At 72.4% G+C, this 13,241-nt stretch carries 13 protein-coding genes; 8 read left to right on the top strand and 5 right to left on the bottom strand.

The genetic code is table 11. The features are described from left to right. The first annotated feature begins 411 nt into the window (after positions 1-411). The 3 genes from AC6CKD_RS03220 to AC6CKD_RS03210 all read left to right on the top strand — a co-directional run bounded on the left by AC6CKD_RS03220 (position 412) and on the right by AC6CKD_RS03210 (position 3,755). Positions 412-2,505, top strand: a complete 2,094-nt coding sequence (locus AC6CKD_RS03220; RefSeq protein WP_498324963.1) for a DEAD/DEAH box helicase — start codon at positions 412-414, stop codon at positions 2,503-2,505. Positions 2,506-2,608: 103 nt separating this feature from the next. Beyond that, positions 2,609-3,502, top strand: a complete 894-nt coding sequence (locus AC6CKD_RS03215) for an alpha/beta fold hydrolase (protein ID WP_498324962.1) — start codon at positions 2,609-2,611, stop codon at positions 3,500-3,502. A gap of 100 nt (positions 3,503-3,602) precedes the next feature. Then, positions 3,603-3,755 (top strand): DUF8834 family protein, encoded by a 153-nt coding sequence (locus AC6CKD_RS03210; RefSeq protein ID WP_243335969.1) that lies wholly within the window; start codon positions 3,603-3,605, stop codon positions 3,753-3,755. 112 nt (positions 3,756-3,867) lie between these two features. Here AC6CKD_RS03210 and AC6CKD_RS03205 read toward each other — a convergent pair whose 3' ends face one another. The 4 genes from AC6CKD_RS03205 to AC6CKD_RS03190 form a co-directional block, all read right to left on the bottom strand. Beyond that, positions 3,868-4,473 (bottom strand): MarC family protein, encoded by a 606-nt coding sequence (locus tag AC6CKD_RS03205; protein ID WP_498324960.1) that lies wholly within the window; start codon positions 4,471-4,473, stop codon positions 3,868-3,870. A 68-nt stretch (positions 4,474-4,541) separates the two neighbouring features. Continuing rightward, positions 4,542-5,408, bottom strand: a complete 867-nt coding sequence (locus AC6CKD_RS03200) for a PHP domain-containing protein (protein WP_498324959.1) — start codon at positions 5,406-5,408, stop codon at positions 4,542-4,544. A 178-nt stretch (positions 5,409-5,586) separates the two neighbouring features. Beyond that, positions 5,587-6,228, bottom strand: a complete 642-nt coding sequence (locus AC6CKD_RS03195) for a DUF6758 family protein (RefSeq protein ID WP_498324958.1) — start codon at positions 6,226-6,228, stop codon at positions 5,587-5,589. An 87-nt stretch (positions 6,229-6,315) separates the two neighbouring features. Further along, positions 6,316-6,900 carry a suppressor of fused domain protein gene (locus AC6CKD_RS03190; RefSeq protein WP_498324957.1) on the bottom strand — a complete coding sequence of 195 codons (585 nt, stop codon included), beginning with the start codon at positions 6,898-6,900 and terminating at the stop codon, positions 6,316-6,318. Positions 6,901-7,317: 417 nt separating this feature from the next. On the opposite strand from AC6CKD_RS03190, the gene AC6CKD_RS03185 reads away from it, so the two are divergent. Next, positions 7,318-8,442, top strand: a complete 1,125-nt coding sequence (locus tag AC6CKD_RS03185; RefSeq protein WP_498324956.1) for a magnesium and cobalt transport protein CorA — start codon at positions 7,318-7,320, stop codon at positions 8,440-8,442. Between the two features lie 31 nt (positions 8,443-8,473). Then, entirely contained in the window at positions 8,474-8,986 is a 513-nt protein-coding gene (locus AC6CKD_RS03180) for a hypothetical protein (protein WP_498324955.1), read from the top strand. 20 nt (positions 8,987-9,006) lie between these two features. Here AC6CKD_RS03180 and AC6CKD_RS03175 read toward each other — a convergent pair whose 3' ends face one another. Further along, entirely contained in the window at positions 9,007-9,777 is a 771-nt protein-coding gene (locus AC6CKD_RS03175) for a hypothetical protein (protein WP_498324954.1), read from the bottom strand. Between the two features lie 255 nt (positions 9,778-10,032). Here AC6CKD_RS03175 and AC6CKD_RS03170 point away from each other — a divergent pair, with 255 nt between their 5' ends. The 3 genes from AC6CKD_RS03170 to AC6CKD_RS03160 all read left to right on the top strand — a co-directional run bounded on the left by AC6CKD_RS03170 (position 10,033) and on the right by AC6CKD_RS03160 (position 13,240). Then, positions 10,033-11,340 carry a magnesium transporter MgtE N-terminal domain-containing protein gene (locus tag AC6CKD_RS03170; protein ID WP_385370209.1) on the top strand — a complete coding sequence of 436 codons (1,308 nt, stop codon included), beginning with the start codon at positions 10,033-10,035 and terminating at the stop codon, positions 11,338-11,340. Positions 11,341-11,521: 181 nt separating this feature from the next. Next, on the top strand, positions 11,522-12,028 hold the full coding sequence (locus tag AC6CKD_RS03165; RefSeq protein ID WP_498325426.1) for a DUF1003 domain-containing protein: 507 nt from the start codon (positions 11,522-11,524) through the stop codon (positions 12,026-12,028). A 42-nt stretch (positions 12,029-12,070) separates the two neighbouring features. Continuing rightward, complete coding sequence (locus AC6CKD_RS03160) at positions 12,071-13,240, top strand: Mrp/NBP35 family ATP-binding protein (protein ID WP_498324953.1); 1,170 nt, start codon at positions 12,071-12,073, stop codon at positions 13,238-13,240. Position 13,241 lies beyond the last annotated feature (1 nt).

The raw sequence follows: 13,241 nt of genomic DNA, 5'->3' as shown, positions 1-13,241 counted from the left end.
AAACGCGCCTACCTGGTGAATTCACCCGACACAGCTGCGAGATTCCGGGGTACAGTGGTAATGCGCCTGCCGAACACTCGGCGGGCCATCCGAATGAGGATGCCCGGTCGGTGGCCCGATCGGCTCCACCCGACCGCCCTCGGCGTGATGCGTACGTTCATACGTACCGCGTCCCACGAGGGGCCCCCTCAGCGGCATAAAGCGCCTGAGCGATGGCTCGTGGTCCCGCGCAGCTTCGTACGTACGTAGTAGTACTGCAAGCCCGGCACGGTACGACCCCCTTCGCCGCCTCGCGCCGCGTCTCACAGAAGAGGCAGCACCCTGACTACGTTCCGAGACCTCGGGATCTTTCCCGAGACGGCCGAAGCCCTTGAGGCCGTCGGCATTGTGTCCCCCTTCCCGATCCAGGAGATGACCCTCCCCGTCGCCATGTCCGGCACGGACGTCATCGGCCAGGCCAAGACCGGTACCGGCAAGACGCTCGGTTTCGGCCTCCCCCTGCTGGAGCGCGTCGTCGTCCCCGCTGACGTCGAGGCCGGCCGTTCCACGCCGGATCAGCTCACCGACGCCCCGCAGGCCCTCGTGGTGGTTCCGACCCGCGAGCTCTGCACCCAGGTCACCAACGACCTCCTCACCGCGGGCAAGGTCCGCAACGTCCGCGTCCTCGCCATATACGGCGGCCGCGCGTACGAGCCGCAGGTCGAGGCGCTCAAGAAGGGCGTCGACGTCATCGTCGGCACCCCGGGCCGCCTGCTCGACCTGGCCGGGCAGAAGAAGCTCGACCTCTCCAAGGTCAAGGCCCTCGTCCTCGACGAGGCCGACGAAATGCTCGACCTGGGCTTCCTGCCCGATGTCGAGCGCATCATGAGCTACCTGCCGGCCAAGCGTCAGACGATGCTGTTCTCGGCGACCATGCCGGGTGCGGTCATCGGACTGGCCCGCCGGTACATGACGCAGCCGACGCACATCCGCGCCGTCTCCGAGGACGGCGAGGGCGCGACCGTCGCCAACACCACGCAGCACGTCTTCCGTGCGCACAACATGGACAAGCCGGAGCTCGTCTCCCGCATCCTGCAGGCCGAAGGCCGCGGGCTCGCCATGATCTTCTGCCGCACCAAGCGCACGGCGGCCGACATCGCCGAGCAGCTCGAGAAGCGCGGCTTCGCCTCCGGCGCCGTCCACGGCGACCTGGGCCAGGGCGCCCGCGAGCAGGCGCTGCGCGCCTTCCGCAACGGCAAGGTCGACGTGCTGGTCTGCACCGACGTCGCCGCGCGCGGTATCGATGTCGAGGGTGTCACCCACGTCATCAACTACCAGACGCCCGAGGACGAGAAGACCTTCCTGCACCGTGTGGGCCGCACCGGCCGCGCGGGCAAGAAGGGCATCGCCGTCACCCTGGTCGACTGGGATGACATCCCGCGCTGGCAGCTGATCAACAAGGCGCTGGAGCTGGACTTCCACGACCCGGTGGAGACGTACTCCACGTCCCCGCACCTGTACGAGCTGATGAACATCCCGGCCGGCACCAAGGGCGTCCTGCCGCGCGCCGAGCGCACGCGGGCCGGCCTGAACGCCGAGAACCTGGAAGACCTGGGCGAGACCGGCGGCCGCGGTGGCCGTGGCGGCCGCGACGGTGGACGTGACAGCGGTCGTGACGGTGGCCGCGACCGTGGCCGCGATGCCGCTCGCGACGGTGGACGTGACGGTGGACGTGACGGTGGCCGCGGTGCCGCCGCCCCGGTCGCCGAGGAGCGTCCCGCCCGTACCCCGCGCCAGCGCCGCCGCACCCGTGGCGGCTCGGACCAGGGCGCCGAGCTCCTGACCCCGGTGACCACCGAGGCGGCTCCGGTCACGCCGGTCACCCCTGTCGCCGCGCCCGCCGCGGCGGCGGCGGCGGTCCAGGCTCCGGAGGCTCCGGCCGCCGACGAGGCCCGCAAGCCGCGTCGTCGCCGGACCCGGTCGGCCGCTCCGGCCGCCACCTTCGTCGCCCCCGCGACGGCTCTGGAACCGCTGGCCCCCTTCGTCGTGGAGCCCGAGCCCGACTTCCAGATGGCCCCGATGGTGGAGCCGGTCCGCGCCCCGCGCACCAGCGCCCCCCGGAACAGCGCCCCGCGTGCCCGCGCCCCCCGCAAGGCCGCGGCCGCTCCGGCCGCCGCCCCGGTGGCCGAGGTCGTCGCCCAGGCCGCCGTGGTCGAGGCTCCGGTCGCTCCGGCCGTCGTCGCCCCGGCCGTGGTCGCCGAGGAGGCCCCGGTCAAGCCGAAGCGCACGCGGACCCGCAAGGTCGCCGCTGCCGCCCCGGCCGCCGAGGTCGTCGCCGAAGCCGCCGCTCCGGTGGCGGAGGAGGCTCCGGTCAAGCCGAAGCGCACCCGCACCCGCAAGGTCGCCGCCGCCGCCCCGGAGGCTCCGGCCGCCGAGGCCGCCGCTCCGGCCGAGGAGGCTCCGGCCAAGCCGAAGCGCACGCGGACCCGCAAGGCCGTCGCCGCGGTGGAGACCCCGGAGGCGTAACGCCCTGCCGATGGCCCCGGTCCCCTTTCGAGGCCGGGGCCATCGGCGTACCCGGGGCCGGATGAAGCTCCCGTACGGGCGTACGGGCCGGTAACCTCGGGCCATGAGCAAGCCGCCGACCCTCACGCTCCCGCCCGCAGCCCGCGCGTACCGCCTGGCCACGGACCGTGGCGAGTTCGCCGTGCACGAAGCCGTGCCCGCCGGGCCGGCCCGCGCCACCGCCCTGCTGGTGCCCGGCTACACCGGCAGCAAGGAGGACTTCCTCGGCCTCCTCGGGCCGCTGACCGCCGCCGGATACCGGGTGGTCGCCGTGGACGGCAGGGGCCAGCACGAGAGCGGCGGCCCGCGCACGCAGGGCCCGTACGCCCTGGCGGAACTGGCGCGGGACGTCCTCGCGCAGACCGCCGCCCTGGGCGCGGCCGGTCCGGTGCACCTGCTCGGGCATTCGCTGGGCGGGCTGATCGTCCGGGCGGCCGTGGTGCGGGACCCGGCCCCGTACGCCAGCCTCACCTTGCTGAGCAGCGGCCCGGGCGCGGTCTGCGCGGACCAGCAGGGCCGTACGAAGCTGCTGATCTCGGCGCTGGAGGCGATGGGCGACGACATGCCGGGCATCTGGGCGGCCATGCGCGCCATGGATCCGCGCGACGCGCCCCCCGAGGACCCCACCCTCGCGGCCTTCCTGCGCGCACGCTGGCTGGGGACCGCCCCCGAGCAGCTGATGGTCACCGGCCGGGCTCTGATCGAGGAGCCGGACCGGATCGACGAGCTCGTCGCAGCGGCGCCGGGGCTGGCGAAGCTGGTGCTGTCCGGGGAGTCGGACCCGGTGTGGCCGGTGTCGGAGATGGACGCGATGGCGCACCGGCTGGGCGCGGCGCGGGTGGTGATCCCGGGGACGGAACACTCTCCGAACGCCGAGGATCCGGCGGCCACGGCGGCGGCGCTGGCGGCGTTCTGGAGGGCTGCCGAAGCGGCCTCTGACGCCTCCGAGACCCGTTAGTAGTTAGACAAGGAAAAAATTTCCTTAGCGTAGGGAATGTTTGCGGCTTACACTTCGTTAACCCTGTACAAGGAGAAACACTGACGAAGGGAGAAGCCCCATGCGCTTCGAGATTCTGCGCCTGGACGACGTCGACGGATCTGCCGTGGACAGCACCGTCGTGGACGCGGCCTCCGTCAACCGGATCGTGCAGCAGGCCGCGGCCGTCGGCCAGCGCATCCTGATCCGACCGGCTGAGACCGTGTCCAACTGACCGCGTCCAACCCCCACCGCGTCCACCCGACGCCCGGCGCCCGGCGCCGCATACTCCGAACGCCCCCGCACCGATCCCGGTGCGGGGGCGTTCGCATGCGCGGCGGGTGGGGCTACGCGGCCTCGATCACCTGGAGCACACCGTTGATGATCTGCTGGACCGCGATCGCGGAGAGCATCATGCCCGCCAGGCGCGTCACGAGGACCACGCCGCCGTCCTTGATGACACGGATGATGACGAGCGAATAGCGCATCACCACCCACAGCACGATGTGCATCGCGACGATCGCGGCCCATACCGAGAACTGACCGGTGACCCCGTCGGCCTTCTGCACGGCCAGGATCACCGAGACGATCGCGCCGGGCCCGGCCAGCAGCGGCATCCCGAGCGGGACGAGCGCGACGTTCACGTCCTTGGTCTGCTTCGGCTCGTCGGTCTTGCCGGTGAGCAGGTCGAGGGCGATGAGCAGGAGCAGCAGCCCGCCCGCGATCATCAGGGCGGGCACGGAGACGTGCAGGTAGTCGAGGATCTGCTGGCCGCAGAGACCGAAGACGGCGATGACGCCGAAGGCGACGCAGACGGCCTGCCAGGCCATGCGGCGCTGCACCTTGGCGGGGCGGCCGGAGGTCAGCGCGAGGAAGATGGGCGTGATCCCCGGAGGGTCCATAATCACAAAAAGCGTGAGAAAGAGGGATCCGAAGACGGCGAAATCGAGCACAGTGATGCCTTGCAGGAGAGGGGTGTCACGAAAAGGGGGCGGCGGAGCGGGAGGGGCGGCGGCAGTCGTCAGCCGCGTACGCGTCCACCGGCGCCGGGAACCGGGAACGCCCCGGTGGCACGGCGGGTGATCTCGCCGTAGATCTCGGGGTCGGTCGTGTACTCCCCGAGACGGCAGGTCTTGCGGCTGCCGTGGTAGTCGCTGGACCCGGTGGTCAGCAGACCGAGGTCGCCGGCCAGGCCGCGCAGGCGCGCGCGGGTGGCGTCGTCGTGGTCCATGTGGTCGACCTCGATGCCGTCGAGGCCGGCCGAGGCGAGGGCGGCTATCGCGCTCTCGGGCACGCAGGTGCCGCGCTTGACGGCGCCGGGGTGGGCGAAGACGGTGACCCCGCCGGCCGCCTTGACCAGGCGGATCGCGTCGAAGGGGTCGAGCTCGTGCTTCTCGGCGTACGCGCGGCCGCCGTCGGCGAGCCAGTCCGCGGTGAACGCGTCCGACACGGTGCGCACGACGCCCAGCTCGACGAGCACGGCCGCGATGTGCGGGCGCCCCACGGAGCCCTCACCGGCGATCCGGGCCACCTGCTCCCAGGTGATCTCCACCCCGAGGCCCCGCAGCTTGCCGATCATGGCCTGCGCGCGCGGGGTCCGGTCGTCGCGTACGAGCTCCCGCTCCCGGAAGAGCTCGGGCTCCTCGGGGTCGAAGAGGTACGCCAGCATGTGCACGCCGATGCCGTCGAGACGGCAGCTCAGCTCGGCGCCGGTGACCAGGGTCAGCCCCTGGGGCAGCGCGGCGATGGCTTCGTGGTAGCCGGCGACGGTGTCGTGGTCGGTCAGCGCCACCACGTCGAGCCCCGCACCGGCGGCGTTGCGCACCAGCTCGGCGGGGGTGTCCGTACCGTCCGAGGCCGTGGAGTGGGCGTGCAGATCGATGCGCACAGCCGGACTCCAGGGTTCACACGCGGACGGGGGACACTCCAGGATACCGTCCGCTTTTCCCGGCGCGGGCCCCCGGAGCGCCGCCGGGGCGGCCCGGGCCCGGAACCGCCGGACGGAGTCCGGCGCAGCGCCGCGAAGCCGGGGAGGCCCGCCAGGGCCGAGCCGCGCGAGCTGCGCGTCAAGAGGACAGAATGCGGGGGCTCAGGGCTCCGCAGGGCAGCAGCTCCACCTCGGCTCCCGCGTCGCGCAGGTCCGTCAGGACCAGCTCGTCGTACATCAGCAGGCCCGACTGCTCCGGCCAGACGATCGCCCACAGCCACAGCCCGCGCGCCTCCCCGGCGAAGACGGCCCGGTCCTCGGGGACGCCGGTGACGTGCCAGAGCGGCGTGGGGCGCCCTGCGGCGACCACCTTGGCGTGCGGCGGGGCGGAGACGTCCATGTAGCGGCCCGGGTCGGGGGCGTCGAGGCCCGCGAACCGCGCGCCCAGGCCGACGCCCAGCTCCTCGGCGACCAGCAGCAGCTCCCCGATGCCGCCCAGCGGGCCGGGACCCGAGCAGGCCACGGCCGTGGCCCGGCCGCCGTTGCGGTCGTCACCGGCGGAGGCGATCCCGGTGAACAGCCACCCGACGGGCAGCGGCCAGGGCATCCAGACCGGTACCTGCGCCCGGTTCACCACCACGCCCAGGCCTTCGACGCTCGGCGGGATCACGGGCTGCAGGGGATGGACGGTACCGTGCACCGCGCACTGCCAGGAGTCGGCGAAAAGACCGGGCGCCCTGACCCGGCCACCACACTTCGGGCAACTCGGTTCGCCCCTCATAGGAAGCCACGCTCCTCCCCGCCGCGCGCGCCGTCAAGATGCGATCACCCGTCCGGGCGGCCGGGCGGCCCGGCGGCGGCCGGATGCTCAGTCCAGTGCGACTGCCGTACGCAGAGGGTCCCGCAGATCCGTCCCGCGCGCGAGCCAGCGTTCCTGCAGGGCGGCCGCTCCGTGGACCCGCTTCCACGCGGCCTCGTTCGCCGTCATCGGCAGGAGGGGGAAGAAGGAGACGGGGTCCATGGGGTCGTCCAGTTCGAGGTCCTCCACCAGGCCGCCGGGCTCCGCCACGAGCACGGAGGTGAACGGCGCCCCGTCCCACAGCGGTTCGCCCACGTCCAGTGAGGCGCCGGGCGCCACGATGAGTCCTTCCACCTGGGGCGACGCCGCCAGCACGGCCAGCGGCCGCAGCAGCCTGTCGGTGGGGGCGAGCCCGCCCCGTACGGTCAGGACGAGCTCCGCGCGCGGGCCGCGGACCGGATCGGCGACCACCGCCGTCGGGTCGGTCATCGGCTGGGCGGACATGCCGAGGGTCGCGTACCGCACGAGGTCGCCCTCGGTGAAGCGGAGGACCTCGAAGCGGTCGGTGCCCAGGAAGGTCACGGCGGCGCGTGCGTCGGGTTCGCCGAGGGCGGCGCGCAGCCGGGCTTCCACAAGGGCCAGAATTTCTGCCATGGAGCGAGCATAGAACTCGTATCAGCCGGGTAAAGAGCGGCTCTTGACCATCCGTCGGCTGATATCGTTGACCGCTGGTCGGGGACGCTCTCAGAAGAGAAGTTTCAGTGCCCCGGCGACAGGACGTCCCTTACGGGGGACCGGCCGGAGGAGGTGGGGCTGCGGTGCATCGAAGTCGATCGCACAGTACGTGCGGTACCCATCGCTCTTCCCCTTCACCGACGGGCGCGCCGCGCGCCCTTTGATCCGCGCGTCTTTGAATCGACACGTCGGATCGGTCGAAGAGCGACGGAAGAACTGTGTCCTCCCGTCCTGATCCTTCCGCCTGCCCGCCCGGACCGCCGACCGGGCGGGCGCGCCATCCGGAAGGACCTCCCACCCGTACGGTCCGCAGCCGTGCGCGCGAAGGAGCCTGCCATGTCGATGCTGCCCTACCTCCGTGCCGCCGTCCGCCCCGCGCTGCGCAGGTCCACCCCGGCACAGCCCGGCTACGACACCACCCGCGACCCGTCCGCCAACAGCGCGGTGGTCGACTGCGCCGTCTACCGCGACGGGCGGCGCGACGGGCGCGCGCAGGGGGCCTCCTGCCTGACGCCCCGTGAGGCGCTGCGCGAGGTCCGCGAGGACGGCGGTTTCGCGTGGATCGGCCTGCACGAGCCGACCGAAGCCGAGTTCGCCGGGATCGCCGCCGTGTTCGGACTGCACCCGCTCGCCGTGGAGGACGCAGTGCACGCGCACCAGCGGCCGAAGCTGGAGCGCTACGACGACACCCTCTTCACCGTCTTCAAGACGATCCACTACGTCGAGCACACCGAACTCACCGCCACCAGCGAGGTGGTGGAGACCGGCGAGGTGATGTGCTTCACCGGCCCCGACTTCGTCATCACCGTCCGGCACGGCGGCCACGGCTCGCTCAAAGGCCTGCGCCACCGCCTCCAGGACGACCCGGCGCTCCTCGCCAAAGGCCCGTCCGCCGTCCTGCACTCCCTCGCCGACCACGTGGTCGACGGGTACATCGCCGTCGCCGCGGCCGTCCAGGACGACATCGACGAGGTGGAGAGCGAGGTCTTCGCCGCCCCCGCCAAAGGCAGTGCGCGCGGCGGCGACGCGGGCCGCATCTACCAGCTCAAGCGCGAGGTGCTGGAGTTCAAGCGGGCCGTCTCCCCGCTGCTGCGCCCCATGGAGCTGCTCAGCGAGCGTCCGATGCGGCTGGTGGACCCCGACATCCAGAAGTACTTCCGGGACGTCGCCGACCACCTGGCCCGCGTGCACGAGCAGGTCGTCGGCTTCGACGAGCTGCTGAACTCCATCCTCCAGGCCAACCTGGCGCAGGCGACCGTCGCGCAGAACGAGGACATGCGCAAGATCACCTCCTGGGCGGCGATCATCGCCGTGCCCACGATGATCTGCGGCGTGTACGGGATGAACTTCGAGCACATGCCGGAGCTCCAGTGGCGCTACGGCTATCCGATGGTGATGGTCGCCATCGCCGGGACCTGCTTCACCATCCACCGGGCCCTGCGCCGGAACGGCTGGCTGTGAGGGGGCGGGGGGCGCTGGCTACCCTGTGCGCATGACTCTCAGCGCGCTCGATCTGGCCCTCGTCGAGGAGGCCACCAAGAAGTCCGGCCTCATCTGGGTCCGCGGCTCCGGGGCCGACCGCGGCCTGTGGCACGCCTGGGTGGACGGCGCGGCGCACGTGCTCGGCGACGGGCCCGGGGAGCAGCCGTTCCCGGGGCTCGCGGACGGGGCGGCGGCCGAGGTGACCGTGCGCAGCAAGGACAAGGGCGGCCGGCTCGTCGCGTGGACGGCGACCGTACGCGAGCTCGTGCCCGGCAGCGAGCCCTGGGAGGCCGCGGCGGCCGAGCTCAAGGGCAAGCGGCTCAACGCGCCCGACTCCGCCGAGATGACCGAGCGCTGGGCGCGCGAGTGCCGGCTGCTGCGCCTGGAGCCGGAGTCGGTCCGGGCCACCCTCCCCGAGGGTTCCCTCGCGGCGGCTCCCCTGGGCTCCCCGGCGACGACCCGCCGGCCCATCCCGGCCGGGCTGCCGAAGCTGCTGCTGAAGCGGAAGAAGGCGGCCCGCTAGGCCGCCTCCGGAGCCGCCGGTCAGCCCTGCGGGTTCGCGCCCTGGCCGGAGCCGCCCGCCTGCTCCTTGGTCGTGGGCAGCTCGGAACCGTAGTCCACCGTCTGGTCCGGCGCGGGCGCGGTCAGCTCGACCGGCTTGCCCCATTCCGCGAGGGTCACCCGGCCGGCGCCGCCCGCGCGTTCCATGAGGAGCGGGTAGGGGGTGCCCTCCAGGGAGACGGAGAGTTTGCCGCCCTTGCCCTGGTCCGCCGAGACCTGGACGGCCCGGGTGGGCCCGACCTTGGTGTAGTCCTCGCCCTTGGTGAGCTTCCCCTCCAGCCCGAGCAGCCCGTCGAGCATGACCTGCATGTCGGTGAATCCGCGGAACTGCTTGTAGGAGGGGTCGCCCTCGGGCACCTTGACGAACTTGTCGCCGAGCTTGCCGGCCGCCTCGGACTGGCCCCAGAACGCGGCGCTCGCCTTGAGGTAGAGCTGCTCGCCGACCCGCAGCAGCTGGAAGGTGCTGTCGTCCTGGGACTTGACCTCGCCGGAGCCGCCGTCCGCCCCCAGCCGCATGTCCAGGGTGAAGGATTTGCCGCCGCTGACGAGCGTGCCGGAGAGGTGGACCGACCGTGCCCCGGTGACGGCCGTCTTCGCCTTGTCCTCGATCTGGTCGGCGGACAGCTTGCCGACCCCGTTCGTCCCCTCGTCGGGATCCGCCCCGCACCCCGTGCCGACGACGGCCAGGCCCGCGCACAGGGCACTGACGAAGGCGGCCCGGCGCAGCCGCAGGGCGGGGAAATAGGCGGTCACGGGCGGGTGCCCCTCTCGTTGCGTCGGCGAGCAGCTGGCAGCGTACCCGCCCGTCACCGGGGCTCCGCGCGGCGCCCGCGCGCAGCTCGTGGGGACGCGCGTGCGGAGGCCGCGCGGGCACTCCCCCGGCGCCGGCGGATCACGGGGGATGCCCGGGCGGACGGCCCCACCAGGAGGTTGTGTGCGGTACGGGCTAACCTGAGGGACGGCAGTACCGGTGATCGACGGATGACGCAGCTCGTAGGAGGCGCTCGGATGGCGGCAGGCGCCCCACGGATCTTCGTCTCGCATCTGTCGGGTGTGCCCGTCTTCGACCCCAACGGCGACCAGGTGGGCCGGGTGCGCGACCTCGTCGCGATGCTCCGCGTGGGCGGCCGGCCGCCCCGGCTGCTCGGCCTGGTGGTCGAGGTCGTCAGCCGGCGCCGGATCTTCCTGCCCATGACCCGGGTGACGGGCGTCGAGTCCGGCCAGGTGATCACCACGGGCGTGGTCAACATGCGGCGCTTCGAGCAGCGCCCCACCGAGCGGCTGATCCTCGGCGAGCTGCTGGACCGGCGGGTGCGCCTGGTCGCGGACGACGAGGAGGTCACCGTCCTGGACGTGGCCATCCAGCAGCTTCCGGCCCGCCGTGACTGGGAGATCGACCGGATCTTCGTACGGAAGGGCAAGTCGGGCGCGCTGCGGCGGCGCGGCGAGACCCTGACCGTGGAGTGGTCGGCGGTGACGGGCTTCTCGCTTGAGGAGCACGGGCAGGGCGCCGAGAACCTGGTCGCGACCTTCGAGCAGATGCGTCCCGCGGACGTGGCGAACGTCCTGCACCACCTGACGCCGAAGCGGCGCGCCGAGGTGGCGAGCGCCCTCGACGACGACCGGCTCGCGGACGTCATGGAGGAGCTGCCCGAGGACGAGCAGGTGGAGATCCTCGGGAAGCTGAAGGAGGAGCGCGCGGCCGACGTCCTCGAGGCGATGGACCCGGACGACGCGGCCGACCTGCTCTCGGAGCTGCCGGAGGACGACAAGGAGCGGCTGCTGACGCTGATGCGGCCCGACGACGCCGCCGACGTGCGGCGCCTGCTGTCGTACGAGGAGAACACCGCGGGCGGTCTGATGACCACGGAGCCGATCGTGCTGCGGCCCGACGCGACGGTCGCCGACGCGCTGGCCCGCGTACGGCAGTCGGACCTGTCACCGGCGCTGGCGGCGCAGGTGTACGTCTGCCGGCCGCCGGACGAGACGCCGACGGGCAAGTACCTGGGCACGGTGCACTTCCAGCGGCTGCTGCGCGATCCGCCGTTCACCCTGGTCAGCTCGATCGTGGACACCGGCCTGGCACCGCTGCGGCCGGACGCCTCGCTGCCGGTGGTGACCAGCTACCTGGCCGCGTACAACATGGTCGCGGTCCCGGTCGTCGACGAGAGCGGCTCGCTGCTGGGCGCGGTCACCGTGGACGACGTACTGGACCACCTGCTGCCGGACGACTGGCGGGAGACGGACTTCCATTCGGAGGGCCCCGGGGGTCCCGAGGATTCCGAGCGTGCGGAAGGGGCCCTCCGTGGGGACTGAACGGGGGCGCGGCGAGCAGCCGCGCGAGCGGCGCAGGGAGCAGATCCGGGAACGGCGCGAGCAGGCGCGGACGCAGGCCCGCGAGCACGGGCTGGCGGAGGCGGCCGCCGAGCGGGCGGAACGTTCTTCTTTCGAGCGCGGCGAGCGGGCGAAAGCCGGCCAGTCGACGGGCGCGAGCGCACTGTCCCGCTCGCGCACGCGCCTGGATCTGCCGCGCCCGGCCCGGCGTCGGCTGCTGCCCGAGTACGACCCGGAGGCCTTCGGGCGGCTCTCGGAGCGGGTCGCGCGGTTCCTCGGCACGGGCCGGTTCATCGTATGGATGACCGTCGTCATCATCATCTGGGTGCTCTGGAACATCTTCGCGCCGGCCGACCTGCGCTGGGACGAGTACCCCTTCATCTTCCTGACCCTGATGCTGTCGCTGCAGGCCTCCTACGCGGCCCCGCTGATCCTCCTGGCGCAGAACCGGCAGGACGACCGGGACCGGGTCAACCTGGAGCAGGACCGCAAGCAGAACGAGCGCTCGATGGCCGACACCGAGTACCTGACCCGGGAGATCGCGGCCCTGCGGATGGGTCTGGGGGAGGTCGCCACGCGCGACTGGATCCGCTCGGAGTTCCAGGATCTGATCAAAGAGATGGACGAGCGGCGGCTATTCCCCGCGGAGAGTGACGAAGGCGACCGCTAGCGGGCTTTCCTGAGGCCCGCCACCGCGCCGTACCATCGGGGCATGGCTACCGACACAAGCTCCGCCTCCGCCGCTGCCTTGCCCGAACAGGACGCGATCCTGGACGCGCTGGCGACGGTGAACGACCCCGAGATCCACCGGCCGATCACCGAGCTGGGCATGGTCAAATCGGTGGAGATCGGTGACGGCGGCGAGGTCGCCGTCACCGTGTTCCTGACCGTGTCGGGCTGCCCCATGCGCGAGACCATCACCAGCCTGGTCACCGAGGCCGTGCAGCGGGTCCCCGGCGTCACTTCGGTCGACGTCACGCTGGACGTGATGAGCGACGAGCAGCGCAAGGACCTCGCGGCGACCCTGCGCGGCGGCACCGCCGAGCGCGAGGTCCCCTTCGCCCAGCCCGGCTCGCTGACCCGCGTCTACGCGGTCGCCTCCGGCAAGGGCGGCGTCGGCAAGTCCTCGGTCACCGTGAACCTGGCGGCGGCGATGGCGGCCGACGGCCTCAAGGTCGGCGTCGTCGACGCCGACATCTACGGCCACAGCGTGCCGCGCATGCTCGGTGTGACGGGCCGCCCCACCCAGGTCGAGAACATGATCATGCCGCCGTCGGCGCACGGCGTGAAGGTCATCTCCATCGGCATGTTCACCCCGGGCAACGCGCCCGTGGTGTGGCGCGGTCCGATGCTGCACCGGGCCCTCCAGCAGTTCCTGGCCGACGTGTACTGGGGCGACCTGGACGTCCTGCTGCTCGACCTGCCGCCGGGCACGGGCGACATCGCGATCTCCGTGGCCCAGCTCGTGCCGAACGCCGAGATCCTCGTGGTGACCACCCCGCAGCAGGCGGCCGCCGAGGTCGCGGAGCGGGCCGGATCGATCGCCGTGCAGACCCACCAGAAGATCGTCGGCGTCGTCGAGAACATGTCGGGTCTGCCCTGCCCGCACTGCGACGAGATGGTCGACGTGTTCGGTTCGGGCGGTGGCCAGAAGGTCGCCGACGGCCTGACCAAGACGGTCGGCGCGGCGGTGCCGGTGCTGGGCTCGATCCCGATCGACGTCCGCCTGCGCGAGGGCGGCGACGACGGCACCCCGGTCGTGCTGTCCGACCCCGACTCCCCCGCCGGCGCGGCCCTGCGCGCCATCGCCGGCAAGCTCGGCGGCCGCGCCCGCGGCCTGGCGGGCATGTCCCTGGGGATCACCCCGCGCAACAAGTTCTGAC

The organism is Streptomyces sp. GQ60 (assembly GCF_059758875.1).
This window is presented reverse-complemented; position numbering and strand designations above follow the sequence as displayed.